The organism is Anaerostipes faecis (assembly GCF_910574135.1).
Lineage (GTDB): Bacteria > Bacillota > Clostridia > Lachnospirales > Lachnospiraceae > Anaerostipes > Anaerostipes hominis.
In genome coordinates this window covers 1-25,566 of sequence record NZ_CAJSYK010000012.1, presented here as the reverse complement: position 1 = coordinate 25,566, position 25,566 = coordinate 1, and the positions used below count along the sequence as shown (strand labels likewise).

The 25,566-nt window shown below is 46.5% G+C and carries 25 protein-coding genes; 4 read left to right on the top strand and 21 right to left on the bottom strand.

Translation table 11 applies throughout. The features are described 5' to 3' along the window. Genes QGT46_RS09500 through QGT46_RS09485 form a run of 4 tightly spaced genes read right to left on the bottom strand, consistent with a single transcriptional unit; the run spans nucleotide 1 to nucleotide 5,731 of the window. The gene (locus QGT46_RS09500) at nucleotides 1–993 is read right to left on the bottom strand and encodes a DUF58 domain-containing protein (RefSeq protein ID WP_270430784.1); all 993 of its coding nucleotides are present in this window, start codon (nucleotides 991–993) and stop codon (nucleotides 1–3) included. A gap of 9 nt (nucleotides 994–1,002) precedes the next feature. Next, nucleotides 1,003–1,935, bottom strand: coding sequence for an AAA family ATPase (locus QGT46_RS09495; RefSeq protein WP_148459756.1), 933 nt, complete (start codon nucleotides 1,933–1,935; stop codon nucleotides 1,003–1,005). A gap of 10 nt (nucleotides 1,936–1,945) precedes the next feature. Next, complete coding sequence (locus QGT46_RS09490) at nucleotides 1,946–3,430, bottom strand: Na+/H+ antiporter NhaC family protein (RefSeq protein ID WP_024727188.1); 1,485 nt, start codon at nucleotides 3,428–3,430, stop codon at nucleotides 1,946–1,948. Nucleotides 3,431–3,442: 12 nt separating this feature from the next. After that, entirely contained in the window at nucleotides 3,443–5,731 is a 2,289-nt protein-coding gene (locus QGT46_RS09485; RefSeq protein ID WP_270430785.1) for a hydratase, read from the bottom strand. A 171-nt stretch (nucleotides 5,732–5,902) separates the two neighbouring features. Here QGT46_RS09485 and QGT46_RS09480 point away from each other — a divergent pair, with 171 nt between their 5' ends. Further along, a complete protein-coding gene (locus QGT46_RS09480; RefSeq protein WP_148459758.1) occupies nucleotides 5,903–6,433 on the top strand; it encodes an ECF transporter S component in 531 nt (176 codons plus the stop codon). 65 nt (nucleotides 6,434–6,498) lie between these two features. On the opposite strand, the gene rhaD is transcribed toward QGT46_RS09480, so the two are convergent. The 12 genes from rhaD to QGT46_RS09420 all read right to left on the bottom strand — a co-directional run bounded on the left by rhaD (nucleotide 6,499) and on the right by QGT46_RS09420 (nucleotide 19,621). Further along, a complete protein-coding gene (rhaD, locus tag QGT46_RS09475) occupies nucleotides 6,499–7,329 on the bottom strand; it encodes a rhamnulose-1-phosphate aldolase (RefSeq protein WP_270430787.1) in 831 nt (276 codons plus the stop codon). Between the two features lie 12 nt (nucleotides 7,330–7,341). Next, nucleotides 7,342–8,589 carry an L-rhamnose isomerase gene (locus QGT46_RS09470; protein ID WP_270430789.1) on the bottom strand — a complete coding sequence of 416 codons (1,248 nt, stop codon included), beginning with the start codon at nucleotides 8,587–8,589 and terminating at the stop codon, nucleotides 7,342–7,344. Further along, complete coding sequence (gene rhaB, locus QGT46_RS09465; protein WP_270430791.1) at nucleotides 8,586–10,010, bottom strand: rhamnulokinase; 1,425 nt, start codon at nucleotides 10,008–10,010, stop codon at nucleotides 8,586–8,588. Before rhaB ends, QGT46_RS09470 begins: the two co-directional genes overlap by 4 nt. 16 nt (nucleotides 10,011–10,026) lie before the next feature. Next, nucleotides 10,027–10,344, bottom strand: coding sequence for an L-rhamnose mutarotase (gene rhaM, locus QGT46_RS09460; RefSeq protein WP_024727182.1), 318 nt, complete (start codon nucleotides 10,342–10,344; stop codon nucleotides 10,027–10,029). Further along, nucleotides 10,307–12,052 (bottom strand): purine-cytosine permease family protein, encoded by a 1,746-nt coding sequence (locus tag QGT46_RS09455; RefSeq protein ID WP_270430793.1) that lies wholly within the window; start codon nucleotides 12,050–12,052, stop codon nucleotides 10,307–10,309. The genes rhaM and QGT46_RS09455 overlap by 38 nt, the downstream gene beginning before the upstream one ends. A 209-nt stretch (nucleotides 12,053–12,261) precedes the next feature. Beyond that, nucleotides 12,262–12,432, bottom strand: a complete 171-nt coding sequence (locus tag QGT46_RS17280) for a Txe/YoeB family addiction module toxin (protein ID WP_369882343.1) — start codon at nucleotides 12,430–12,432, stop codon at nucleotides 12,262–12,264. Between the two features lie 9 nt (nucleotides 12,433–12,441). Beyond that, nucleotides 12,442–12,624, bottom strand: a complete 183-nt coding sequence (locus QGT46_RS09445) for a type II toxin-antitoxin system Phd/YefM family antitoxin (RefSeq protein ID WP_024727180.1) — start codon at nucleotides 12,622–12,624, stop codon at nucleotides 12,442–12,444. Between the two features lie 66 nt (nucleotides 12,625–12,690). Further along, nucleotides 12,691–13,671, bottom strand: coding sequence for an AraC family transcriptional regulator (locus QGT46_RS09440; RefSeq protein ID WP_024727179.1), 981 nt, complete (start codon nucleotides 13,669–13,671; stop codon nucleotides 12,691–12,693). Nucleotides 13,672–13,706: 35 nt separating this feature from the next. Continuing rightward, the gene (gene thiD / locus QGT46_RS09435) at nucleotides 13,707–14,489 is read right to left on the bottom strand and encodes a bifunctional hydroxymethylpyrimidine kinase/phosphomethylpyrimidine kinase (protein WP_270430796.1); all 783 of its coding nucleotides are present in this window, start codon (nucleotides 14,487–14,489) and stop codon (nucleotides 13,707–13,709) included. After that, a complete protein-coding gene (gene thiE / locus QGT46_RS09430; RefSeq protein WP_270430820.1) occupies nucleotides 14,486–15,106 on the bottom strand; it encodes a thiamine phosphate synthase in 621 nt (206 codons plus the stop codon). The genes thiD and thiE overlap by 4 nt, the downstream gene beginning before the upstream one ends. Before the next feature lie 4 nt (nucleotides 15,107–15,110). Then, nucleotides 15,111–15,926: a hydroxyethylthiazole kinase gene (thiM, locus tag QGT46_RS09425; protein ID WP_270430798.1), complete on the bottom strand. Its 816-nt coding sequence runs from the start codon at nucleotides 15,924–15,926 to the stop codon at nucleotides 15,111–15,113. Between the two features lie 164 nt (nucleotides 15,927–16,090). Next, nucleotides 16,091–19,621, bottom strand: a complete 3,531-nt coding sequence (locus QGT46_RS09420) for a S8 family serine peptidase (protein ID WP_301590571.1) — start codon at nucleotides 19,619–19,621, stop codon at nucleotides 16,091–16,093. A gap of 204 nt (nucleotides 19,622–19,825) precedes the next feature. Between QGT46_RS09420 and QGT46_RS09415 the strand changes: the two genes are divergently transcribed. After that, a complete protein-coding gene (locus QGT46_RS09415; protein WP_024727174.1) occupies nucleotides 19,826–20,053 on the top strand; it encodes a hypothetical protein in 228 nt (75 codons plus the stop codon). Between the two features lie 156 nt (nucleotides 20,054–20,209). Here the strand turns inward: QGT46_RS09415 and QGT46_RS09410 are convergent, their stop codons facing one another. Continuing rightward, a complete protein-coding gene (locus QGT46_RS09410; RefSeq protein ID WP_186992435.1) occupies nucleotides 20,210–20,386 on the bottom strand; it encodes a hypothetical protein in 177 nt (58 codons plus the stop codon). Nucleotides 20,387–20,445: 59 nt separating this feature from the next. On the opposite strand from QGT46_RS09410, the gene QGT46_RS09405 reads away from it, so the two are divergent. Further along, on the top strand, nucleotides 20,446–20,940 hold the full coding sequence (locus tag QGT46_RS09405; RefSeq protein ID WP_024727173.1) for a hypothetical protein: 495 nt from the start codon (nucleotides 20,446–20,448) through the stop codon (nucleotides 20,938–20,940). Nucleotides 20,941–20,950: 10 nt separating this feature from the next. Further along, nucleotides 20,951–21,214, top strand: coding sequence for a hypothetical protein (locus QGT46_RS09400; RefSeq protein ID WP_034549159.1), 264 nt, complete (start codon nucleotides 20,951–20,953; stop codon nucleotides 21,212–21,214). A 48-nt stretch (nucleotides 21,215–21,262) separates the two neighbouring features. On the opposite strand, the gene QGT46_RS09395 is transcribed toward QGT46_RS09400, so the two are convergent. The 4 genes from QGT46_RS09395 to QGT46_RS09380 all read right to left on the bottom strand — a co-directional run bounded on the left by QGT46_RS09395 (nucleotide 21,263) and on the right by QGT46_RS09380 (nucleotide 25,483). Further along, complete coding sequence (locus QGT46_RS09395) at nucleotides 21,263–23,701, bottom strand: ABC transporter permease (RefSeq protein ID WP_301590565.1); 2,439 nt, start codon at nucleotides 23,699–23,701, stop codon at nucleotides 21,263–21,265. Further along, nucleotides 23,702–24,376, bottom strand: coding sequence for an ABC transporter ATP-binding protein (locus tag QGT46_RS09390; protein WP_148460343.1), 675 nt, complete (start codon nucleotides 24,374–24,376; stop codon nucleotides 23,702–23,704). Between the two features lie 284 nt (nucleotides 24,377–24,660). Continuing rightward, on the bottom strand, nucleotides 24,661–24,795 hold the full coding sequence (locus tag QGT46_RS09385) for a winged helix-turn-helix domain-containing protein (protein ID WP_301590640.1): 135 nt from the start codon (nucleotides 24,793–24,795) through the stop codon (nucleotides 24,661–24,663). Nucleotides 24,796–25,033: 238 nt separating this feature from the next. Continuing rightward, nucleotides 25,034–25,483: a TipAS antibiotic-recognition domain-containing protein gene (locus QGT46_RS09380; protein WP_301590563.1), complete on the bottom strand. Its 450-nt coding sequence runs from the start codon at nucleotides 25,481–25,483 to the stop codon at nucleotides 25,034–25,036. Nucleotides 25,484–25,566 lie beyond the last annotated feature (83 nt).

Sequence of the window (25,566 nt, the reverse complement as noted above, 5' to 3'; positions counted from 1 at the left end):
TCAAAATAATTCCAGATCATAGATTCCCTGCTCCAGCCTGCTCCTGTCGACTGCATTCGTCTCCGATTCTGTTTCTACATAAATCAGATCAGTCTCTGTCTCTCTCATATAGATATGAATTCCCTCATGCTCCCTGTTTTCAAAGTCCCCGCCGAAGTCTGACGCAAACATCTCCCCAAACAATTCTTCATACTGCTGATACCGTTCCAGGTAGTATTCCTTTGTCCCCCAGTATATTGTCTGCGGCATTCCCTGCTCCAAAAAAAACTTTGAGACAGAGAAAAATACAGTAAAAAAATCATCATATGCTTCTCCCCACTCCGGCAGGCTTAGAAAGATAAAGAGCTTTTCCTCCCTTTCTTCCTCCATGTCCTTCACCATCAGCAGATTTTTTCCTGCGAGCAGTTTCCAGTGAATCCTGGAACCCTTGTCTCCAGGGCGGTATTCCTTGAGTCCGTCATATTCATACGGGTCCATGGTCTTTGCCTCCACCGCCTGATCTGACATCCGGCCCAGCGGATACGCATCCGGCATGATAAGCACCACGGCTTTGGCTTTTACAAATTTATCTGCCCAGAACAGGCCCGTCATATCCCGCATTTTTATCTTAGCCACCGTTATGTGCACTTCGTCACAGTGATCAAATCTGAGCGGGATCAAAAAGCCCTCCGACTCCTTTCCGGAATACTCAAATCTCTCTTTTATGACTTTTTTCCGTCCCATGAGCCAATAGCGAACCTGATAGGTAATCTGGCACTCTGCTGCATCCAGACACCGGATTCCTTTAAAGATACCCTTTAATTGAATCTCTTCCTTCCTTGAGGCAGCTTTCCGGTCAAGAGACACTTCAATCCTCAGCTTCGATGCCTTCCTCCGCACGTTCCACCAGGATATTAACACCAAAACAAATAAGGATGCCAGAAGGCATCCTCCGATGATATTTTGATATAAGATAACATAAATCACACTTAGGATGATAATTCCAATGATCATGGATGCTCCTTATCTGCTCTTTGGTACCGGGATCTCTTCGGCTATGGACTTAAGAATATCCCTGACCGTCCTGCGTTTGATCCTCGCCTCTTTGCTTTTCATGACACGGTGGGCGGATGTGGCATAAAAAATCTGCTTAATATCATCCGGCACCATATAATCTCTGTCATCGAGATATGCATTTGCTTTGGCCATCTGAAGAAGAGAGATCGTTCCCCTCGGACTGATCCCCATGCTAAGATCGGGATGGTTTCTGGTGGCACATGCAATATCGACAATATACCGGTACAGATCCTCATGGACATATACCCGCTCCGCCTGCTGTTTCATCAGTATGAGATCCGTCACCTGTATGATCTCTTCCAGAGAGTCGATGGCAACATTGACTCTTTCCTGCTTGAGCATCGCCACCTCACTCTCCCTGTCCGGGTATCCCATGGAAATCCGGATCATAAAACGGTCAAGCTGGGCCTCAGGGAGTGAATGGGTCCCCACCGCTCCCAGAGGGTTTTGTGTGGCAATGACCACATATGGATCGGGAAGTTCTCTCGTCACCCCATCTACAGTGATTCTTCCTTCCTCCATGGCCTCCAGGAGAGCCGACTGGGTCTTGGGCGAAGTCCGGTTAATCTCATCTGCCAGGAGGAGGTTGGTGATGGCCGCCCCCTTTTGATATTCAAAGGATTCACTGCCCTGCTTATAGACAGAAAACCCGGCAATATCCGCAGGCATCACATCCGGCGTAAACTGTATCCTCTGGTAATCCAGACCCAGAACCTTAGAAAATGCAATTGCTAGCGTAGTCTTTCCCACGCCCGGAATATCCTCAATCAAAATATGGCCGTTGGCCAGGATCGCAGTCATGACCTGCCTTGTGATATGGTCTTTTCCAATAATCACTTTTCCTATTTCTTCAATTGCCCTTGTGGCCAAATTGCTCATCTTATCACCTCTAAGCCTTCTTTTTTACATTCCACACAATGGAAGCCATAGCCACAGCCAGGGCTCCGGCCGCAACCGCCAGGCCTAAAAACCCGTTTCCTAATGCTCCCGCCGTCAGGTATCCGACTACAGCACAGACTGCCACGATAAACGCATAGGGCATCTGTGTTGCAACATGGTCAATATGGCGGCATCCGGCTCCCGCGGAGGCCAGAATCGTTGTATCGGAGATCGGAGAGATGTGGTCTCCGCATACGGCCCCGGATAAAATAGACCCCACCAGCAGTGTCAGCGCAGAAATGTCATTCCCCACGACAGCCACGGAGATAGGGATCAGGATTCCAAAGGTCCCCCAGGAAGTTCCTGTGGCAAAGGACAGGCCCAGAGCAGCCAAAAAGAACAGGGCCGGCAGCACAGCCGCTGCGGACGTATTTCCACTGATAATTCCACTGACAAACTGTCCGATCCTTAAATATTCTTCTCCGCATATACCGGATAGAGTCCATGCCAGACAAAGGATCATGATCGCTGACGTCATCGACTTAAATCCCTGGCTGAAACTCCCGCAGAAATCCACGAAGGCGACGACCTTTCTCGGAATATACAGAAGAAATGTAAAGATCAGCGTCGAAAAAGACCCCAATACAAGACTTCTTCCGCTGCTGCATTCGGACAGCGCCGTTATGATATCTTTTCCCTCAAAAAATCCTCCCGTATAAAGCATAAATCCAATACAGGAAACGATCAGAAACACGATGGGCAGGATCAGATCCTTTACCTGTCCTCTTCCCACCACAGGCACATCCGCGTCATGCTTCTGGTCATGGGTCTCGTTCCCCTTTTCCTCCTCATACTGTTTCATCTTGGAAAAATCCACGTTGATGATGATCAGAAAGATGAGGAACACCAAAGTCAGGAGAGCATAATAATTAAACGGGATCGCCCTGACAAACAAAGAGAATCCGTCAATCTTGCTTCCCTCTGGAAGCGAGGAGCCCACAGCCGCAGCCCAGCTGGAGATCGGGGCAATGATACAGATCGGCGCTGCGGTGGCGTCGATCACATACGCAAGCTTGGCCCTCGTGACCTTATATTTGTCTGTGATTGGCTTCATGACGGTTCCAACCGTCAGACAGTTGAAATAATCGTCCACGAAGATCACAGTTCCAAGAAGAGACGTGGCAAACATGGCCTGTCTCTTTGACTTGATTGCCTTTAATGCCCATTTCCCATAGGCCCTTGAGGCCCCGGATTTGGTGATCAGGGCTACTAAAATACCCAGCATCACAAGAAAAATCAGGATGTCACAGTTGCCCCCGATTTTTCCAGTCATAATTTCAAATATGGTATTCATTGCTTCCACAGGCTTGAAATGCTCAAACATCAAAGCCCCGGAAGCAATCCCCACCATCAGGGAAAGATAAACCTCTTTTGTGATCAATGCCAGTCCAATGGCAATGACGGGCGGTACCAACGCCCAAATAGTTCCGACCATTTATGCTGCTCCTCAGTTCTCCTCTTTATAGTAATTGATCAGGCATCCCTTCAGGATGATCTCTCTTTCGTCATCGGTGAGTTCTCCCAGAGTCAGGGCAAACTCCCTGAGTCCTCCGTCTTCGACAACAAAAGCCCTGATCCTGCTGTCTTTGTTCTCTACTGCTTTCCTGATACCAGGCAGAAATAAGAAGTCTTTATTCTTAAACGGAAGTTCTCCTTCTTCGATCGTAAGCGGCAGCATGCCCCAGTTGATCAGGTTGGAACGGTAGCGCTTCGTGGCATATCCGTTGGCAATATTTGCCCATCCGCCCAGGACCTTCTGACAGGAAGCCGCCTGTTCCCTGGCAGAGCCGTCTCCAGGCTTCACCGCAAAGATCGTACTTCCGACGCCGATATTTCCTTCTCCGGCTTCAGGATACATTGTGTGGACTGCTTCCATCACAGGTTTTAATTCTTCCACGGCATCCAGAGGGCAGTTCCCCGCCTCTATGGCTTTCTGTGCTTTCTGGATCTCCTTTGCGAGTCCCACGTATGCGGGATCTTTCCTGGACAGTGTAAACTCTGCGAGTCCGAGTGGATTGGAGCGGTAGGATGAAGTCTCCCCTGACGGGATCAGTTCATCTGTAGTTGTCACAGGGTCATGAATCTCAGATACGACCTTTAATACCAGATTCTCCGGAAGTGCGGACATCTCCGGCCAGTCCTTGATGTTCGGCCCGAACTGGACTTCCACGGAAGGATCTGCCACGCCCTTGCTGTCAAAGACACGGTTTTCATAGATTGTCTTGTCAAAGAAATACTTCGGTACGCTGAAGTCTGTATCAATATCTGTTGCCGGGGTCAGGTATCCTTTGTTTGCTGCAGTGGCTGCGATAGATCTTGCATCCATCAGTGCAACTGATGCGATCTGACCGCTCTGGAGCTTGGAGCCTTCCCTGTTCGGGAAGTTTCTTGTAGAGTGGCGGATACTGAACGCATTGTTGGCCGGTGTGTCACCTGCACCGAAGCATGGCCCGCAGAATGCAGTCTTCACGACAGCACCCGCAGCCATCATGTCAGCCACTGCCCCGTTCTTTACAAGTTCCATGAAAACAGGCGTACTTGCAGGGTAAACACTCAGAGTGAATTCATCGGAGCCGATGCTTGCACCCTTTAAGATATTTGCAGCCTCACAGATATTCTCATATCCGCCTCCGGCACATCCTGCGATGATACCCTGATCCACGTAAAGCTTTCCGTCCTTGATCTTGTCCTGAAGAGAGTAATCTACTGCTCCGTCGAGGCTCACCAGGGCACGTTTTTCTACTTCTGCAAGGACATCTTTAAGGTTTGCGTTGACGTCTTCTATTGTATACGTGTTGCTCGGATGGAACGGCATGGCGATCATCGGCTTGATCTTTGACAGATCAACTTCCACCATTCCGTCATAGTATGCAACGGCTCCGGGATTTAATTCTTTATAATCCTTTTCCCTGCCGTGGATCTCGTAAAATTCCTTGATGGTATCATCTGTCTTCCATATAGAAGAAAGACAGGTAGTCTCTGTGGTCATAACGTCGATGCCGATCCGGAAATCGGCAGACAGGTTGGAAACACCCGGTCCGACAAATTCCATTACCTTATTGTTTACGTATCCGCATTCAAACACGGCTCCAATAATGGCCAGAGCCACGTCCTGAGGACCGACTCCTTTTTCGGGTTTTCCGGTAAGGTAAACTCCTACCACGGATGGCATATCAATGTCATAAGTACGGTTCAAAAGCTGCTTTACCAGCTCCGGTCCTCCCTCGCCCATGGCCATGGTTCCCAACGCCCCGTATCTTGTATGGCTGTCAGAACCAAGGATCATCTTTCCTCCGCCTGCGAGCATTTCCCTTGCAAACTGATGGATGACTGCCTGATGAGGAGGTACGTACATGCCGCCGTAGCGCTTTGCGGCAGTCAGGCCGAACATGTGGTCATCCTCATTGATCGTTCCGCCAACGGCACAGAGGCTGTTATGGCAGTTTGTGAGCACATAAGGGACCGGGAACTTTTCAATCCCTGACGCTCTTGCGGTCTGGATGATCCCCACAAAAGTAATGTCATGGGATGTCAATGTATCAAATTTAATCATCAGCTTGTCCATGCTGCCGGACGTGTTATGATCGTTAAGAATTCCATATGCGATGGTGTTTTGTTTCGCTTCTTCTTTTGTCGGGACAGACCCAACAAGCTGGTTTAATCGTTCTGCGTTTTTTTCATCTACAAGTTCGGTGCCGTCTACTAAAAATGCACCTTTTTCATACAAATTAATCATACTTTCCTCCTGAATCTTTTTAGGAGATTATATCATAAGATGCTGTTTTAGGAAAGAAAAATAAGCTGGCACCATTAAAAACTTTATATCTGGTATTTTCATCAATGCCACTTTTTTATTAAGATAAATGAAACGGATTTGAGCAATCTTAATTGAGGAGGAATGATCGTTATGAATCAAACGAAAAAACTTGTATATACCGCTCTTTTCACGGCTTTGTGCTGTGTGGGGACCATGGTCATCCAGATCCCAACCCCTGCCACCCACGGTTATATTCATCTGGGTGATGCCTTTGTCATCTTAAGCGGTGTTATCTTGGGAAAGAAGTACGGCTCTCTGGCCGCCGGCATCGGCTCTGCCTTTGCGGACATCTTTTCAGGCTATGCTTACTATGCGCCGACCACCTTCGTTGTAAAGTTCATGGTGGCGCTCTGTGCAGCCGTACTGTATAAAGCCCTCACCAGTCACGGAGTGAAAGAACTGATCGCCATGATCCCGTGCGGACTGGCCGACATCTTATTTGTGGTGGCAGGATACTTCCTCCACTCCTATATTACGGAGGGAATCGGACCAGCACTTTTAAGCGTGCCTTCCAATGCCATCCAGGGCTGTTCCGGCCTGATTGTGGCAGCCATTCTGCTGCCAATCCTAACGGCTGTTCCGGATATTAAAAAAGCGAAATTGTGCATGAACCACGAGTAGTCTAAAAGAACTGCTGCCCTTGGATATTTCTCCCCGGGGCAACAGTTCTTTTATGCTCTGTATTCTTATTTCTTATCGTATAAAAATTCCTCTGGCAGGTTTACCTGAAATGCTTCACCCAGATCCCTGAAATTCTGCGGTGTGATGGTCTTAAGCTTATCAGGTCTTACAGACAGCACTTTTATGAGAATCTCTGCTGCCTTTTCCACGGTGTGCATCAGACCGAAGGTGTTGTCAAAATCCTCTCCGGAACAAAAGATGCCGTGATGAGCCCATATGATAGCGTTGTACTTATTCATCAGCCTGCTGGATTCCACCGCAATCTCTCTTCCTCCCGGAACCATCCATCCAACAGTTCCGATCCCATCTGGAAATATAACCGGACACTCGGTCATCATTTCCCACAGTTCTCTTGTAAATACCTTGTCATCAATGGGGAGGATAAAGGTCAGTGCAATCACATTAGGTGTGTGGGAATGATAGATCACCCGGTGTGCGCCGCCTGTAGCTTCTTTTTTCACCTCATGGTTCATCAGATGGGAAGGCAGTTCACTGGTGGGCACTCCCCCTCCTTCCAGTCCCCAGACGATCCTGTAATTTTCTCCCCTGCTGTCAATCTCGATGATGGCAATGTTTGACGCCGGTGCAAGTTCCACATTACGGAAATATTTTCCGGAACCCGTCACGAGAAAATACTCACCAGCCAGTCCCGGAACTTCTGTTTTGATCGGAGTAAACTCCCGTTCCAGTTGAAATGCCTCCTTAACTTCTGATACTTCCTCCGGCTTCATACGGTAGGTTGCATTTCCACCGTTCCTCTCGTGCCACCCTTGTAAAAAGCCGTCTGTGCACATTCTGATAAATCCTTTGATAAACTCTGCTTCTAATATATTCATGTTCCGCCTCCTCTAATTGCGCTGTAACAGGATATTGTTTTCGTAAGCTTTTACTTCCTGAAACCAGTCCTCTTTTGCAGGTACCCCGTTGATCTCACAGAAGTAATTCCATACGTCCCCTACCGGGTACAGCTTTAATTCCTCCTGCATCACCATAAGCTCTGTAAATTCCCTGTTCTCCTGGAGAGACTTAAGCTTCTCATTAGGTCTAAGCATGGCTGTGAGCAGGGCTTTCTGCATATTTCTCATGCCGACCACCCAGGCTGAAATACGGTTGATGCTGGCATCAAAGAAGTCCAGCGCAAGGAGCACATGTTCTGTCCCGTTCATGACGATTTCTTTTGCGATCTCCTTTGTCTCATCATCCAGGAGAACCACATGATCGCTGTCCCAGCGCACCGGCCTGGTCACATGAAGTGCCACCTTGTCTGAAAACAAAAGCATGGATGAGATTTTGTCAGAGACTACCTCTGTAGGATGGTAATGTCCATTGTCCAGCAGGCAGAGGATATCATTCTTAGCCGCATAATTCATATAAAACTCATGGGAACCTACGGTATAGCTCTCCATCCCAATACCAAACACTTTGGATTCCACTGCCACATTGACTTTTTCCTTGTCATAGCCTGCCGCCAGGATCTGGTCAAGGGAGTCCTTCAGTCTTGCCCTGGGTGCCTTTCTGTCTGAGGGAATGTCCTTAAAGCCGTCAGGGATCCAGATGTTCATTGTGCAGGGAGTTCCAAGCTCCTCTGCAAAATATTCGGAGATCCTTAAGCATGCCTGGCCGTGACGGATCCAGAACTGCCTGATCTCTTCATTTTCACTGGAAAGTGTTGCTTCCTCCGCTTTTGGATGAGAGAAATAAGTAGGGTTAAAATCCAGGCCCAAACCTCTTTCCTTTGCAAATTCCATCCATTTTTTAAAGTGCTTCGGTTCCAGGGCATCCCTGTCCACAAATCCATCTTCAAACACTGCATAGCTGGCATGCAGGTTCAGTCTGTGTTTTCCCGGGATCAGGCACAAAGCCTTGTCGATGTCTGCCATCAGCTCTTTTGGTGTCCTCGCTTTTCCCGGATAGTTTCCCGTAGCCTGAATCCCTCCGGATAACGCTCCCTCTCCTTCAAAACCGGCCACATCGTCTCCCTGCCAGCAGTGCATAGAGATTGATACTTTTTTTAACTTTTCCAGTACCTGATCTGTGTCCACCCCGATGTTTCTATAACTTTCTTTTGCCGCCTCATATCTTTCTTCTACTGTCATGATGCTTTTCCTCCTATATTTTCCGGTTTATAAATTTCTATTTCAAATGACTGTGCCACACATCTTCTGGCTTCTTGTAAGTTTTTAAAACATCCCGCATATCTCATCTGTGTGAGCAGGTTTCCTATGGCTGTTGCCTCTGACGGCCCTGCATATACGGTACACCGGGTATATTTTGCTGTCAGCTCATTGAGGTATCCGGCGTTTGCGCCTCCGCCCACTACATAAATCTTTTCATACGTTTTACCTGTCAGGCTCTCGATCTCCCTGATGGTCTTGGCATAACATTCTGCCAGACTGTGATAGATCACTGCCGCTGTCTCCCACTCGCTCTTCGGCACCTGCTGTGAGGTCTTTATGCAGTAATCCTTCACCGCCTTTATCATGCTGTCCGGTGCCAGAAAAGACTCATCGTTGCAGTCCACAATGGATGGGATCGTCTGCTTGGATGCCATCTCACAGAGATAGGAAAATGAGTATTCCGTGTCAAACTCCTTCTTTACAGACTGTATCATCCACAGGCCCATGATATTTTTTAAATAGCGGAACCGGAAGTCAACGCCTCCCTCATTGGTCAGGTTGGCCTTCATACTTTCCAGGGAACAGTCTGCTTTTTTAAGCTCGGTTCCCATCAGAGACCATGTGCCGGAGCTGATATATAAAGCCTGGTCATCTTCTGTTGGTATAGCTGCCACCGCAGACCCGGTATCATGGGTTGCCGGAAGCACCACCTGGCAGTTAAATCCGATCTCTTTCTGGATCTCCTTAGTGAAGTTTCCGACAAAAGTTCCGGGAACCGCTATTTCCTGAAAGATCCCTTCCGGAAAACCGAGACGTTTTATCAAAGAATAATCCCAATCCTTGGTCTCCGGATCCACCAGTTGCGTTGTGGTGGCATTCGTGTACTCCGTCTTCTTGACTCCTGTCAGCAGAAAGTTGAAGTAGTCCGGGATCATAAGAAGGCTTTTGGCCTGATTAAGCCGTTCTGGCTCCTTTTCCTTGTCCGCTGTCAGCTGGTAAATTGTATTAAAGATCTGTTTCTGTATCCCGGTTCTCTCATACAGTTCCTTCAGGGAGATCTCTTCATACACTTTTGTATCCATTCCCTGCGTCCTGCTGTCACGGTACCCGTAGGGTTTCCCTATAGGACAGTCATGTTCATCCAGCAAAACATAGTCCACTGCCCAAGTGTCGATTCCCATACAGACAGGAATTTTCCCCAGATCCCTGCATTTTTTAAGTCCCTGCTTGATCTCGTAAAACAGAGCGTCTGTGTTCCAGCACAGGGAGCCGTCCTCGTTCTCCATACCGTTTGGAAACCGGTAGATCTCGTCAAGCTTCAGCTTTCCGTTTTCCAGAGTACCTAAGATATGCCTTCCGCTGGAAGCCCCGATGTCCACTGCCAAAAAATATTTCTTCATTATCTCTGCCTCCTGATCAATCTAAATGGAATACCAGCTGGAGGTCTTTGCTCACCGGACTGTTGTCAGGATTTGTCTCCATGATATCCGCCATAAAATCCCACCACTTCCGGTTGATCTGCGTGTCTGCTCCCTGGTTCCATTTCTCTTCATCTTCGATTTCTATGTATCCGTACAAAACATTGGTTTCCGGGTCCAGATAGATAGAATAATTGCTTCCGCCATACTCATGGATCATAGCTTTCATCTCCGGCCACAGCTGATTGTGCCTCTTTTCATATTCCTCCGCCTGCCCTTCATAGAGCTTCATTTTGAATCCTTTGTATCGTTTCATTCTTTACCTCCTGCTGTTCTTTGACTTCCGTTAATCCATACTTCAGATAGGTGGCAATGCCTCCCAGCACAAAGTAACAGACCGTGATCGGAAAAGAGATTGTTTTCCATGTTTCTACACCGATGCCTCCTGCGAATACCAAAACTGTCACAACTGCCAGAGCGGCTAAAATTGCATAAGACAGGAGCGCTGCCGCTTTCTGGACTTCAGGTTTCTTCGGCACATATTCGATGATATTTTCATCTTCCTCTTCCATTAATTCCTCAAGTGCCGCCCGCACCTTCTGGTCTTCTTCCTTCTGGGCCATATAGTCCTCTCTGGCTCCCATGAAACAGGCCAGGATGATATAACTTACCATGGCAAGAAGATAGGTAGGCAGGAACAAAAGATAAGAGTGGATGGCTCCGGTCAATGTCATGACCGCCACAAATGCCAGTGAGATCAGCCATGCAAAGAGACCTGCATAATTAATCTTCCATCCTTTAAATGTAGCCCAGTATCTGGTACCGCCCATTTTCGGAAGAATCCAGTGTTCCGTAAAGATCACTGCCCCGATGGCCGGAATCACAAGCACAATGATGTTGACAATCGCCATAATGTTCATGGTAATCGGGAAGCATGCCGCAAAGGTCATGACTGCGCCGATCACATAGGTAAGCTTTTTCAGAGGTATCTTATTAAATATGGTTTCAAATGCGAGACTTGCCCGGTAAATATTCGGATTGGCAGTGGTCCACCCAGCCACAATGACTGCCAGCAGGCCGGTTGCCCCCAAAACGGCACCTGTGATGGCTCCTGAATCCAGGATGAGCAGCGATTTGTTCAATATGACAGAAGCTGTTGCTCCCATGATCCCCGCACTTCCCCATGCAAAGAAATGTCCTATAAACATTCCATAAGAGGTAATAAATCCGTATTTTGGAGTCTTTGCGTAGCGGAACAATGCCATATCGTTCAGTCCGCCGTGGTAAGCCAGATTGCACATCCAGGCAAATCCAATGACATGGATGATACCCAGCTTCTGTCCTCCCGGAATGACTGCCCCGTTCCACACACTGGTGTTTAGAAGATTCATAAAGTCGGTAAAGCTCTGTACTGGCGCCCCGTTGGTCACCTTGATCAGTTCAGGGACAACCACGAAGATTCCTGCGGCAAAAATAATGATCATCCACGGCACACAGACCGATGAGAATTTGGCCACCGCCTCAAATCCGTTTGCCGCCACTAAAGTTACAATGATGCCCAGCACAATGACCACCAGAATAAATTTGATATCCGTCGGATACCACTGGGTCTGCAGCCTGATCCCAAAGATCTCTCTCACTGCAGAGGCCGATACGGTCAGCATGGATGCCGCCATGGCGATGGATGCCAGCCCCCAGACAAAGTTGTAAACCTTCTGCATGTAAGGTCCCATGACCTTTTTTAAGTAAGAATATAGGGTAACTCTTGTGTCAGTCCCAATCGGTGCACAGATCAGTGCGTATGTCAGCGTTGCCAGAATGTTGCCGATAAACAGTCCGATAAAAATGTCTGTGGCCTTGACACCCCAGGTCACCAGTGTAGCGCCGATGACAAACTCTGTAGCCGCGATGTGTTCTCCGCCATAAATCCCAAAGAAATTCCCAAGTCCGGAAATGTTCTTTTTGGAAATGGGCCGGTCTTCCGGCGGGACAGCCGATGCCTTCCTTCGATACTCTGCGTTCATATGTTTCTCCTCCTTTTGATTTCGTTCTTTTCTTCGATACATTATTTTCTTCGATACATTAAGTATAAGAAAAACCACGCCCAAAAGTTAGGACGTGGTTTGACGAAAAAGGTGTCTTTATTTGACTGTACAAGAGGAACTTTCCTATGGAACAAAAAAATATCCCGAATACGTTTGTTTGTATTCGGGATATTCCAATGATCTTTTTCTTACAACCACTCATAATTCGACCAAAGACTTAAAATTTTTATCGTCTGTTCCTCTTCATGAACTTGATATACAAGACGATATTTTATATTAATGCGCCGGGAAATCAAGCCATCAAAATTCCCCATGAGTTTTTCATACGGAGGCGGATTCTCAAATGGATCCGAAGAAATTTTTGTATTTTACCACTCTTCATCCTCCTTATATTCTTCACAATCTTCAAGAGAAGTCTGCATTCCAGCTTGTAGGTGTTCTCTCATCCCTGGAATCCTATTTAAATACAGGGTTTCCTCAATCGCTTTTCGATCCTGCTCTTCAATTAAAACTGCATTTTGCCCTTTGCTATTTACAATACTCATCATCATCCCCCATTCCCTCTTTCTTCTACTTAAATACATTATAGCGTACGTCAAACATAAACTACTTTACTTTTAAATCCGTATTTGATCTCCGTTTTGGTGAGTCAGGCGGTATTCTCTGGGGGACATATGATATTTTTCTTTAAACTTCCTGTAAAAATAGCTGCTGTTCTCATAACCTACAGCCGCCACGATATCTGCGATGGACAGATTCGTCTCGGACAGTAGTGTCATGGCTTTCTGGAACTTCTTTCTCTGCACCAGTTCCTGGAACGTGTGTCCGAAATTCTGTTTGATCATCCGGCTCAGCACAGACAGGGACTGGTTCAAATCCTCTGAAAGCTTAGAAAGATTCGCCTCCTTGTAATGCTGGTCTATGTAACTCAGTGTTGTCTGGAGTACGATCTCCTTGTAATTTTGGGGAGATGTATAGTCCAGCTTGTCTATATGGTTCAGGATGTGAAGGAACACAAGCCCCATGGACAGCTGGTTGATCTTTTCTTCATTTTTGCCCAGGTTTTTTAAGGAATAGACGATGTTCTCCATAAGATTCTCAATCTCTAAGATACCGGAAAGCTTAAACAGCAGATATTTTTCAGAAAAGGAATTTTGTCTGAGCGTATCCACAAGAAAATCAGCTAACACATTATTTCCCTGGAGCATCTGCAGCGGAATATCAAAGAACTCCGGCAGAGCGATAAAGTTGATCCCCAGATCCTCTCTGGATGCGCAACAGATGCTGTGGCGGACATGCTGATTCAGGATAAGAAAATCTCCCTCCTCCATGACCACTTCCTTACCGCCGATAAAATGAGTGATCCTTCCCTGACACACATACATCATCTCTATATAATTATGATTGTGCTCCGGAAAATCAGTGAATCTTGTGTGTGTCCTCACCTGGATCAGGCGCCCGTTCTTCAAAAGCTTTTCGGCCTCTACCTCAAATGTCTTTTTCGTAGTATATAAGGTTCTGCTTACATCTCGCCCATCCAGAATCCTCTGTTCTTCTTCTGTTATGACTTCCAATTGGCTGATCAGGCATTTCCTCACCAAAACACCCCTTTCTCGCTTGGCCGACGCTTTTTTTATTTCAGACGGTACATATGATTCAAAGGACCGCTGCCTCTTCCAAGGTCCAGTCCATCAAGCAACGCGCCGGTGATATATTCTTTCGCATTCTGAATGCTTGTCTCCATATCGCATCCCATGGCAAGGTTGCACGCAATGGCAGAGGATAAAGTACAGCCTGTCCCGTGGGTATTTTGATTGTCCACTCTTGTACCCCGGAACGTCTTTACCCTTCCATGACAAAACAGATAATCGTTGGCATCCTCCACTGAATGTCCACCCTTCATCAGAATAGCTCCGTCAAAGTATTCCCCGATCTTTGTCGCTGCCTCCTGCATATCCTCTTTGGTCTGGATGCGCACTCCGGAAAGCACCTCCGCCTCCGGCACATTTGGCGTGATGATATCCGCCAGAGGGAACAAGGTCTCTTTCAGTGTGCCGATGGCATCCTCACTGAGCAGACGGCTTTTGCTGGTGGAAACCATGACCGGATCCAGCACAATGTTCTTTGCATCATATTGCTCCAGTTTTCCGGCGATCGCCTGGATCAGCTCTTTTTCCGATACCATCCCAATCTTGACCGAATCGGGATAAATATCCGTAAAAATACAGTCCAACTGCTGCTCAAGAAACTCTTTTGAAACATTATAAATTCCTGCAACTTTAGTAGTATTTTGTGCTGTCAGTGCCGCAACAGCCGACATGCCGTACACACCATGGGCGGCCATCGTTTTTAAATCGGCCTGAATCCCTGCCCCGCCGCTGCAGTCAGATCCCGCAATGGTTAATACTGTCTTCATCGTACCCTCATCTCCTCTGCTTTCTTTCGCAATTCTTCCGTCTCTTTTTTAATGTTCTCGGCGCCGAAAATGGCGGAGACAACTGCGATCCCGTCCACATGGCTGCCCTTTAGCTCCATTAAATTATCTTTTTTGATCCCTCCGATAGCTACGACCGGTATATCTACTGCATCACATACCTTTTTTATCTCCTCGAATTTTACCACCTTGGCATCGGTCTTTGTAGGCGTGGCTTTCACTGCTCCAAGCCCCAGATAATCTGCTCCGTCGGCCTGCGCCTTTAATGCCTCTTTTACATTGTGGACCGATACTCCTATGATCTTATCCGGCCCCAGAAGCTTCCTGGCATTCCGGCACGCCATATCCTCCTGCCCTACATGGACTCCGTCGGCTCCGCATTTAAGTGCGATCTCTACTTCATCATTGATGACAAACGGCACTCCGTACTGCCTGGACAGCTCCGCCATCTCCCCGGCTTCTTTTAAGAACGCATCATAATCCAGCTCTTTCTCCCTGAGCTGGAGAAATGTAATACCTCCGTCCAGCGCATCTTTTACCTGTTCCATCAATGTCTGCTTGCCCACCCATGCCGAATCTGTCACCGCATAGAGGGCCATTGCCTCAGATTCTACTCTCAACGTCCGCACCCCTTTCCAGTTCATCCGCCGTCAGGCTGCTCATGACATCGATCAAATGCATCCTCAGGGAAGAAGTGCCTTCGCATTTTGCTCTGGCCTTCTCTCCGCAGTATCCCATGGCACACACAGCCGCAGCCGTGGCCTCCAAAACCTTGTCCTGATTGGACCCCACAAATCCTGCGATGACTCCGTCAAGCATGCATCCGGTCCCGGTGATCTTTGCCATCATCGGATCACCATTTCTTAAAATAAAAGCTTTATGCTCATCTGCTGCTATATCTGTGGCTCCTGTGATCACAACAACTGCACCGGTCTGTGCAGACAAACGCTTTGCCATGTCCGCTGCTTCCCAAAGGTTTTCTTCCGTCACGGCATCTGCTTCGCTGGCGTCCACACCAGGCGTTGCCCCGCTGCCTTCAAATACCGTCTTGATCTCAGAAATATTTCCCCGGATCACGCTGAACCGGACCTCTTTTAAAAGTCTCTTTACCGTCTCCGTTCTCATAGAGGATGCGCCTGCTCCCACCGGATCAAGGATAACCGGATGTCCCAGTTCATTGGCCCTCTTTCCGGCCAGCACCATTGCCTCAACGGTCCTCGCATTCAGCGTCCCGATATTGATCACAAGTGAGGTACAGATACTCGTGATCTCCTCCACCTCGCTCTTGTCATCCGCCATGATCGGCGAACCGCCGGACGCCAGCACCATGTTGGCCACATCATTGACCGTCACATAGTTGGTTATACAGTGAACAAGAGACGGATGCTTTTGTACATTATGTAATATGTCTTCAAACATAAAAATTCCTCCTGATAATGATTTTTGAAATAAAGCAGACAAAATCCCTGTATCTCTGATTATACCTTACCGCGCTACGCGCGTCCACCCGCAGGGTATGAAATACGGTGTGCCCTTTGGATATACTATAATTCAGAAACACAGGGATCATTTTTTCGGTTTTGCTATCGGATTTTTACTTTGATTTTCGCATAGGACCGGGAACCGTCTTTGGCTCTGGCATAGATTGTGACTGTCTTTCCTCTGCCTGCCTTCTTCACCTTTACCACGCCCTTTTTGGATACCGTGGCGTACTTGCTCTTACTCGTCTTCCATGTAACCGACTTCTTTTTGCCCACAGTCTTTACTTTTGCTTTGAGGCAGTATTTCCCTCCAGCTTTAAGAGTCAGCTTCTTCTTATTCAGTTTTACAACAGTCTTCTTAAATACTGCGGATACTGTTACATTTCCCGTGATGCAGAAGGAATAACTGCTTCCTTTCACCTTTTTACCTGCCGCTTTCATAGTAGAAGGCTTATAGCAGTAATATTTTGCGGCTTTCGGCTTTACCATCACCTTCTGCCCCGGCAGGTATTCTCCCTTTCCAGAGATGGTTCCATGCTTTGTTTTCGCTTTCACCGTCACAAGCCCGGATGTTACAGGATAAGAATATACCGTACAGCTGTCGTCATAATCGTCGTCTTCATCGCTCTGTGCTTTAGCCTGAACCGGCTTCTTCATGCTGTTTAAATTTTTATAATCGAAATCTTCCTGTTCCGTCACAGGCATGAAAAGAAACCGTGAGCCGACAGTTGTCCCTATGATATCTTCTTTAAAGAATGCCTGATAATCCATGGCTTCAAAACGGTCTTTGGAAACAGAATACCGGAACACATTTCCGCAGCCGTCTGTACTAAGGCCCACATAGGCAAGACCATCTCTGCATACACCCACACTCGCCGTATATATCTCTTCGCTTTTATTTTTCGGTATCAGAGAAGCTGATTTTTTCACCCACTTCCTGCTCTTGTCACTATAAACCAAATTCTTGGGGATCTCCCCTTTCTTCCCGCTGCTGCCCAGGGTGAGGATCAGCTGGTTTCCTGACTGGACAGCAACACTCTGATACCGCCCTTCCGGAAGTCCGGGGGCTTTGGACCACTGTTTTTTCTCCTTGTCGTAGCCAAAGACGCTCTTTTCCATAGCTCCGGTCTTTTTATTCCGGCCTCCGATCACATAAATCTTCCCATTATAGGCTGCCAGAGCTGACCCCTCCAGTTTGGCCCCGCCTGTTTTCGACACATAGGAGTCAACTCTCGACCATGATTTCGTCTGAAATGAGTAACTCACAAGAGACCTCTTTGTCTCATATCCCAAGTCCGCCTCGGCTATCGCATAGACAGCCCTGTCACAGTAGACCGGTGCTGAATCCAGACTGAGATCTGCCCGGTCCAGTTCTCCCTTTTTTATGCCTGCAAATGCTTTTTCCCGTGCCATAGAGGCTACTCTGGAAAACTCCTGTTCCTCCTCATCCATCACATAAAGATTCAGCTCTTTGTCCAGATAATACAGCTTCCTGCCATCGGAGACTGCATCCCCTCCATTTGTAATATCCTCGGTTGAAAAGACTTTTTTCGGCCCGTTCTTACCTTTTATAAAGTAGAATGATCCGGTGACAGATTTTCCGCTGCCGGTAAGAATCTCGACTTTGCCCCCGGAAACTGCTGCCCCGGTGAGGATTGCATTCTGATCAGACAGCTTCCTGCCATCCAGAACTCCCCTGGTGATCACAGGCAGATCCTTGACTGTTCTTGTCATTCCAAGGACTGTTTCCCTGTTGGAAAGTGCATCCTTCTTGCCATAGTACCAGGAAGTGTTCGCCACAGCACCGCTCACCAGAGGCGCAGCCATGGATGTTCCGCTGGAAAAATCATATTTTCCGAAATTCCGGCTTAATACACCTGCCTTGCTGACTGCAGTGTCATCCAGAAGGATCGTGAAATCCTGCTTCTCTAACACGACCAGGGTAATACCAACCGCACGCTTTTCATTCTTTGTCGTGCTGCGGGTTGGATAGGAGAGATGTCCCCATGTGTCCGACTCGCCGTTGGCTGCCATCATAGGGATCGTTCCCGTCGTCATGCTTATGACGACATCTTCCGGCGTCAGCGGATCTTCAATCTGACCTTCTTCATCGAGCTTATAGTCCTTTGCGATGACCAGCCCGGCCCCGCCTTCCACTGCCAGACTGCTGGAGGCCTTCAGCATCGTGCTCAGATAAGAGTCTGTAGCGCCCTTGGCACTGTCATAAGGAAGATATACTGTATAAATCTCTCCGGGCACTGCATCCTTCACTGAGATCTTCGCTGACTTTCCGGCGGATTCTTTTCCAAAATAATCACTGTCCGCAGATACCGTCACCGTACCTTTTCCGATGCTGCCTGCTCCCTCTGTCCTTATCTCTGAGACATCACCGTCATTAAAGTTTTTATAAAACTGGCAGTTGGAGTTTCTCTCGCCGTCACTGTAAATCGAAGGATTAAAACAGTCTTCATTGACTGTGGACAAAATCTGATTCCCCGGTGCCGCCATATGTACAGACTCTTTCCCATAGTTTGAATAGGAAGCCAGTCCGTCTTTATCATTGGATGCCGCAACCGATATCACGTAATCGCTGTCGATGCCTGACGGAATAGATGCGGTCCCTTCATTGTCCTTACTGTCGTTTCCGGCGGCACAGACTGTCACCGCCCCTTTCTTTCCCACCAGCTCGATCAGATATTTCATCAATTCCTGTTCTTCAGCCTCATCTATTCCCCAGGAATTGTTTATGGCCGCCACATTGACACCTTCCATCTGCTGCTTATAAATGTAATAGTAGGCATCAATCACGTCAGATATTTCACCGTCTCCGTCTTCATCCAACACCTTCAGTGCCATCAGCTTAATATCACTGCTCTGGCTGATGCCCGCAATACCCTTGCCGTTGCCTGCCTGAGCAGCAATGATGCCGGCACAGTGGGTCCCATGTCCGTAATCGTCGGAAGGGTCTGCATCATGGTTGGCAAAATCATAGCCATGTCTGCCGGCGATCACATCTGACCTGTTTGTCCACAGCCTGTCCCTGAGATCCTCATGTTCGAGGTCGATCCCTGTGTCAACCACCGCCACAACCGTTTCTTTGCCTTTGGACCCGGATGTCTTGTCATAAAACTGGTCATAGCCGACATCCTTCCCGGCACTGCCGCCATTCTGACCGCTGTTTTTATTTGCCCACTGAAAATCAAAACAGGGATCGCTGCCTCCCAAAAGCCTGATCTTATAATTGGGCTGTGCCGCAATCACCTGCGGCTCCTTCTTCAGCTGGCTGACCAGATCATCTGTGCTCTTTCCAGAAGTCACTCTGGCAATAGAAACTGCAGAGTCCCGGGAAGCGCTCCTTGTCTTCCCTTTTACATCCGCCGAAAAATTCCAGGCCTGCTTTACCTTGATTCCGGAGGAAAAAGGAACGGATCTGCTCCTCTGCCCTGATACTGTGGTCCGGTACATGACCAGTGCTTCTCCCTCCGCATATCCTGCTTCCTGTCTGCCGGAAAGCAACTTTTTCATCTCTGTCACCTGGTCTTTTCCGGAAGCCGCACTAACCGCGGCGGGAGCCGATGTTCCCAAAAGAACCGCCGACATCAGCCATGCTGCCCATCTTTTAAAATACCTCATACTCTCTCCTTCCCCCTGCTTATATCTTATTGTTAGAGTATAACACACCTTCTCATTACGTTTGTTACAATTTACTTACAATTCTTTAACCCCCGTTTTCTCCCAGAAAAAAGTAACAGGCAAATAAAAAGATTTTCTTTTTCCGGCACACATTGGAAGAGACCGAATAATATAAACTGTAAATAAAATCAAGGAGGAAACAACATGAGTGATTTAGCTGCAACAGGTTGCGGAACATCATGCAATTCAGGATTCGGAGGAAACAACTGTCTTCTTCTTATTCTCTTATTATGCTGCTGCGGAGGCGACTGCGGATTCGGAAGAGGAGACGGATGCGAATGTGGATGTGATTCTATCATTTGGATCATCATCTTACTGTGCTGCTGCGGAGGCGGATTCGGCGGCGGCAGTGGCTGCGGATGCGGATGCTAATCTGATATGTCCTGATAAACCACGGGCAGCGGGTAATCAACCTGCTGCCCTTTTTGTGTGCCGCGGAGCGTTTTTATTTCATAGGGAAGGTCGTAGAACTTTCCTGTGAAATGAAAAAAGTGTCCGGAAGTGATGCCCCGGACACTGAAATATCTATTATTTAAAGCAGCATAAAAGGGCAACGATCAAAATCAGTATGCTGCCGCCTTCCATACTCTGCTTTTTCATGATTCCATTTCCCTGTCTTGAAAATCCCATTTTTCCTTTTCTTCTGAGACATTCCTCATCCAGTTCGTAAACGGTATTTTCTTCTTCTACAAAAATTTCACTCATAATTTTCTTCACCTCCTAATAATATAGGATATGAGAATAAAACCTAAGGTTGTGACAAAATGGATCAAAAACAAACCCACTGGGAGCACTTTTTCCGTGACGACTCGTCCAATATGCTGGAAGACGCGCTCCCTTATCTCCCTCCCAATCTGAAAAAATCTGCAGCTCTTTACATCAAACTCCATGAACTCCAAAACATCATGGAAGACTTTGACGATGAGGATACTCTCTCCGCATGCGGGCTGGACCAGAACAATGCCTCTCTGGAAATGATGCTTACCGCGATGAGAATGCGGGCGCCTAAGGAAACCTCAAAACAAATCGATCAGATACTCCAGATGATGAAAATGGCAAAAATGTACCAGTCCTATCAGGATTTTCTTCAGGCAAATCCGAATGCCAATGCTTCACCCGGCAATTCTTCAGCCGATTCTGACATGATGGCAAAACTAATGCCGCTGTTTATGTCCCAGTCTCAGCCTGAGAAGCAGGAAGCAGCAAACGCACCCAACAGTGACCTGTTAAATCAAATCAATCAAATTCTGAAAAAGTGAGGTATCCCGCATGGATGAACAATGGAAAATGAATCGCGCGGTTCAGAGCATCGACTCAAAGAAAATAGAAATTATGGAACTTCTCGTGAACCAATGCCGGGGCAAAAACCTGGAAGACATCCTGCCGGATCTTATGGCAGCCTCCAGCCGCCTGGCAGAACAGGGCATCGCATTTACCAACGAAGAAACGGGCATCATCATCGACGCTCTCTCGGAAACTATGACCGGTCAGGAAAAACAGAGACTTGAAATGCTGAGAAATATGATACTTTAAAAAAATTTCCGGATACTTTTAAAAAGTATTCCGGAAATTTTTTTATATTTATTCTTCGTATCTTATCCGTTCAACCAGAGAGTCCTTCTGCAACTTCCTGCTCATAAATGCGGACAGAATGATCTGCAGCATCAGAAGGATGCCTGACATCGCAAGTATCTCAGCCATGGGAAAATGATAGTCATTAAGACCGATCATTCCGGTATTCTTACATTTCAGGAACAGAATATATCCGGCGGCATTTCCAAAGGTCAGTGATATCAGCAGCGTACCCACCGTAAAGATCAGCCCTTCCATCTGGAGCATTCTGGCCAGCTGTACATTGGTCATCCCCAGTGCCTGAAGGATTCCAAGTTCTTTTTTCCGCGTAACAATGCTTGTAATCAATGTATTCGCCATATTCATAAATCCAATGATCCCAATGACAAACAGTAGGGCGTATAAAGAGTCCCTGAGAAACCCAATGCTAAGATCCGCAGTACGGTATGCATCATCGTAAGAGAGCAAGTCATAAAACTCGCTGCCTCCTGTAAGTTTCCTCAGCTGTTTTTCCACTGCCAGCTTTTTTTCCGGACGGCAGGAAACATAAATTTCGCTGGTCAGATCCCCTTTCACATGGAGCTTCTTGAATGTCTCCTCTGTCATAGCCCAGCTGGCATCTAAATGCGAATTTGAAGAACCGGCAATTTTTAACGTAAGAGGTACTTTTCTCTTTCCGTCCAGCAGATCCATAGATATCTTTTCCCCGATGCGATACCTATTTTCATCGAGGAAGTAATCCCAAAGATAGACGGTTCCATTTTCTTTTACCATCTGCTTATAGTCCGCACTTCCGCGCTCTAATTCGCTTTTCACAAATGCATCAAAATCCTCTTTGGATAAAATCTGAATGACCGAAGTTCCTTCTTCTCCATTTACCCGGACTTTTACTGCGGCCCATTTACCAGTCTCTACCTTTGTAACACCATCGATATTTTTGATCTTATCTACTACCGAAGCATTCATGAGCCCCTGTTCCTGAACCCGGTTCAGATTTCTCTCCGGATAGGTCTTATCATCCAGCTTCGTATCCAGTGTCAGATAGAAATCTCCTTTTTTCACATCTTTTTCAGCCTCATAGGCCGGGTCCATATTGCCGCACAGATTGGCGATGGTCACGAACATTACACAGCTTAACCCCATAGTAAAGATCGTCATCAATGTCCGTTTCCGGTTGCTCGACAAATTTGCCCTGGTAAGACCGATCAAATTTACCTGCCTGTATCCTTTCCGCTTCTGTTTCTTTTTCCCGGTGTTCTCCTGATACCGTACCGCTTCCACCGGAGACACTTTGGCTGCAATCTGCATCGGATGCTTCATGGAAAGACAGACGGTAATCAGCGAAAGTATCCCTGCTCCGGCCAAAACAGGTATGCTAAACAGCTGAGTATCTGCGATCACTTCGTTGATGGCTTCGTTTACACTGCTAAACCCGGCGATCTTTGCGAAAAACAGCTCTGTTCCAAAATAACCTGCAATCAGTCCAACAGGAATGCTGATGCCGGACAATATCATGCCTTCCCGGAAGATCATCTGTTTCATCTGCTTCTTTGTCATTCCGATGGCCCGCAGTTTCCCGTATTCCTGTACCTTCTGTATCATACCGACATAAAAAATATTATAGATGACAACGATGCTGAATAAGATGACAACCGCCGCGATAAATACTCCTGCAGCCACGGTTTCTACCCCTGGGTCCGTATCCCACATAATAAATATCGTATTCAGGGAAACATTTTTTTCAGGGATGGAAAGTTTCTCTGCAAGGTGATTGATACTCTCCTTCAGTCCGTTTTCTGTGACTTTATCTGCCTTCTTCATCTTCACACAGACCGTATAGGATCTTTGGTCCACAGGGACAGCCTTTTCAAAAAATTCTTTTGATACTACGGCCCCGTATGCCTGTTTCAGGTCATTCATTTCACTGTCAGGTAGAAATCCGGTAATTGTAAATTTTTTTCTCAGTACGTCTCCTTCCCCATTGATCCGGTAAGGAACCGTGACCGTGTCTCCAATCTTAGGTTTCTTTTTCATGAGGTTCTCAAAAAATGATTTCTGGGCCATGATCTCGTTTTCCCCAGTGGGAATTCTGCTCTGGCTGGTCATCTTTAAGTTCGACATTGCACGGGCATTCTGGTCATAGTAGGAAAGCACGCCGCTGGCTTTCCCCAACTCTACCGTGGCTACAGAGGACATGGAGCCTGTCTTTTCAATTTCGCCTCTGACGGAAATCTCCTGCTTTTTTTCTTCACTGATCCCGGTAAATGCGGCATGAAAATCTCCATAGAGTATCGAGCTGTTTTGGCTGTTCGCTTTCAGTAATCCATTACAGCTTAAACCGATGATCGTTAAGAGAGCCGTCGTCAGCATGATGGAAATCCCAATGAGGATACTTCTGCTTCTGGTCTGCATCAGATTCTTTTTCGATAACTGTGTTACTGCCTTCATTTAATCCACCACCTTGCCGTCTTCGATCAGGATAATTCGGTCGGCCATCTGTGCAATCTCCTCATCATGGGTGATCATGACTAAAGTCTGTCCGTATTTCTTAGCTGTCATTTTCAGCAGGGAAATCACTTCATCTCCGGTCTTGGTATCCAGATTTCCGGTCGGCTCATCTGCCAGAATAATATCAGGCTTTGACGCAATAGCTCTGGCGATGGCAACCCGCTGCTGCTGGCCGCCGGAAAGCGTGTTGGGAAGATTGTGCTTCTTCTCCTCGATACCCAGTGTACACAAAATCTCATTGATGAATACCTTATTCACGCTTCTTCCATCCAGTCCGATGGGAAGAACGATGTTCTCCCAGACGTTTAAAGAAGAAATTAAGTTGAAGGACTGAAAAATAAATCCGATCTTTCTGCGCCGGAAAACAGCAATCTCTTCCTCCTTCATGGAACTGATGTCTTTATCTCCAATCAGGATCTTTCCTTCCGTAGGGCAGTCCAGCCCTCCCAGCATATGAAGAAGAGTACTTTTTCCGGAACCGCTCTTTCCCACAATCGCAGCAAATTCACCCTGGTAGATTTGAAGGGATGTGTGGTCGATGGCCCGCACCTCGTTTTCTCCGCTGCCGTAATATTTACATAAATCCTTTGTCTCTAAAATGACTGTATTCTGCATTTTTTCATACCTCCTGTTCTTACTGTCTATAATAAAGGCCACCTCTTACATTCAGCTTTCAATCCAAAAGAAAAAGCCTTACAGATTTGTAAGACTTCTTTTATTTATAATTGATCTTATGCTGCTGTTGCATAATCCATAATAAAAATTTTGCTGGCCACCTTTTCTAGCGTTCAAGAGCATGAGCACTAATCATTCCTCTTAGTATTAACACCCTCCTTGATATTAACACTGTACATCTTTTTCATATGCTTTACAATGTTTAGTTGAAATTTTTTTCTTAATCAGAAAATCAAATGTCCCCATACGTTATCGTAAAGTTGCTTTTTGGTAAATACCTGTCCCTTGTAAGAATAGAGAAAATAGAGTAGGTCAAATTCTTTAGCAGTTAGATATACTGACTTTCCTTTTTCACTAATAAAAGTTCTAGTAAAAGGATCTATATAAAATCTATTTATTTGCTTTTTAATAAGGACAGGAGTTGTTCCTCGTCATTATTAAATGTAATTATTAGTATTTTCCCATGATACCACTTCCTCTTAAAAATAGGCCGATAACCCATAGACTATATTCTTGGATTATCGGTTCTGCATCTTCGTGTCTGGCTCTGTAACAGTTATTTGTTGTTTTTTTACATTAATTATACTTATATCTATTCTATTCCTCACGACTGCAAAATACTTCAATAGCCATATGAAAGAAATTTGCCAGATCGCCCTGTCCAAAGCGGTTAATAAAATTCGTAAATCTTTCGTCTGTTATGTAGAGATTACCTAAGCACGATAATATTTGTTTATTGCACTCATAGAAATGTTCTGTAATATACTCCTGCCATTTGTGAACTATCTTTTGAACCTCTGGGCAATCAACGGGTTTATCTTCATACATAGCTAATCTTTTAAATATATCTTGAGCCACTAAATAAAATGATTCCATTTTTTCATTTTGTAGCATTTTTGCTTTTCTTGAGAATGTAGCTTCATATTCTTTGAAAATTTCTGTATTTCCCCAACGTTCCAATACTTCATCTCTGAACTGTTCTTGCAATGCTATAATCTTTGAGTTTGAAAATTCAGTAAAAGTGATATTGTCAATATTAGTTGACACATTTTTCTCAAGCATATCACTGACTATGCGGCCAGTTCCAAATCCTCATAATACTGCCTGCGTTTTATCATAGGTGGAAGCCC

Coding starts and splice junctions, on each gene's coding strand:
- QGT46_RS09495 (WP_148459756.1), bottom strand. CDS start 1,935: ATGAGCAATTTGGCCACAAGGGCAATTGAAGAAATAGGAAAAGTGATT.
- QGT46_RS09410 (WP_186992435.1), bottom strand. CDS start 20,386: ATGAGTGAAATTTTTGTAGAAGAAGAAAATACCGTTTACGAACTGGAT.
- QGT46_RS09400 (WP_034549159.1), top strand. CDS start 20,951: ATGGATGAACAATGGAAAATGAATCGCGCGGTTCAGAGCATCGACTCA.
- QGT46_RS09415 (WP_024727174.1), top strand. CDS start 19,826: ATGAGTGATTTAGCTGCAACAGGTTGCGGAACATCATGCAATTCAGGA.
- thiM (WP_270430798.1), bottom strand. CDS start 15,926: ATGTTTGAAGACATATTACATAATGTACAAAAGCATCCGTCTCTTGTT.
- thiD (WP_270430796.1), bottom strand. CDS start 14,489: ATGAAGACAGTATTAACCATTGCGGGATCTGACTGCAGCGGCGGGGCA.
- QGT46_RS09490 (WP_024727188.1), bottom strand. CDS start 3,430: ATGGTCGGAACTATTTGGGCGTTGGTACCGCCCGTCATTGCCATTGGA.
- rhaD (WP_270430787.1), bottom strand. CDS start 7,329: ATGAATATATTAGAAGCAGAGTTTATCAAAGGATTTATCAGAATGTGC.
- thiE (WP_270430820.1), bottom strand. CDS start 15,106: ATGGCCCTCTATGCGGTGACAGATTCGGCATGGGTGGGCAAGCAGACA.
- QGT46_RS09500 (WP_270430784.1), bottom strand. CDS start 993: ATGATCATTGGAATTATCATCCTAAGTGTGATTTATGTTATCTTATAT.
- QGT46_RS09395 (WP_301590565.1), bottom strand. CDS start 23,701: ATGAAGGCAGTAACACAGTTATCGAAAAAGAATCTGATGCAGACCAGA.
- rhaB (WP_270430791.1), bottom strand. CDS start 10,010: ATGAAGAAATATTTTTTGGCAGTGGACATCGGGGCTTCCAGCGGAAGG.
- QGT46_RS09470 (WP_270430789.1), bottom strand. CDS start 8,589: ATGACAGTAGAAGAAAGATATGAGGCGGCAAAAGAAAGTTATAGAAAC.
- QGT46_RS09485 (WP_270430785.1), bottom strand. CDS start 5,731: ATGATTAATTTGTATGAAAAAGGTGCATTTTTAGTAGACGGCACCGAA.
- QGT46_RS09420 (WP_301590571.1), bottom strand. CDS start 19,621: ATGAGGTATTTTAAAAGATGGGCAGCATGGCTGATGTCGGCGGTTCTT.
- QGT46_RS09405 (WP_024727173.1), top strand. CDS start 20,446: ATGGATCAAAAACAAACCCACTGGGAGCACTTTTTCCGTGACGACTCG.
- QGT46_RS09445 (WP_024727180.1), bottom strand. CDS start 12,624: ATGATGATGAGTATTGTAAATAGCAAAGGGCAAAATGCAGTTTTAATT.
- QGT46_RS09390 (WP_148460343.1), bottom strand. CDS start 24,376: ATGCAGAATACAGTCATTTTAGAGACAAAGGATTTATGTAAATATTAC.
- QGT46_RS09455 (WP_270430793.1), bottom strand. CDS start 12,052: ATGAACGCAGAGTATCGAAGGAAGGCATCGGCTGTCCCGCCGGAAGAC.
- QGT46_RS09480 (WP_148459758.1), top strand. CDS start 5,903: ATGAATCAAACGAAAAAACTTGTATATACCGCTCTTTTCACGGCTTTG.
- rhaM (WP_024727182.1), bottom strand. CDS start 10,344: ATGAAACGATACAAAGGATTCAAAATGAAGCTCTATGAAGGGCAGGCG.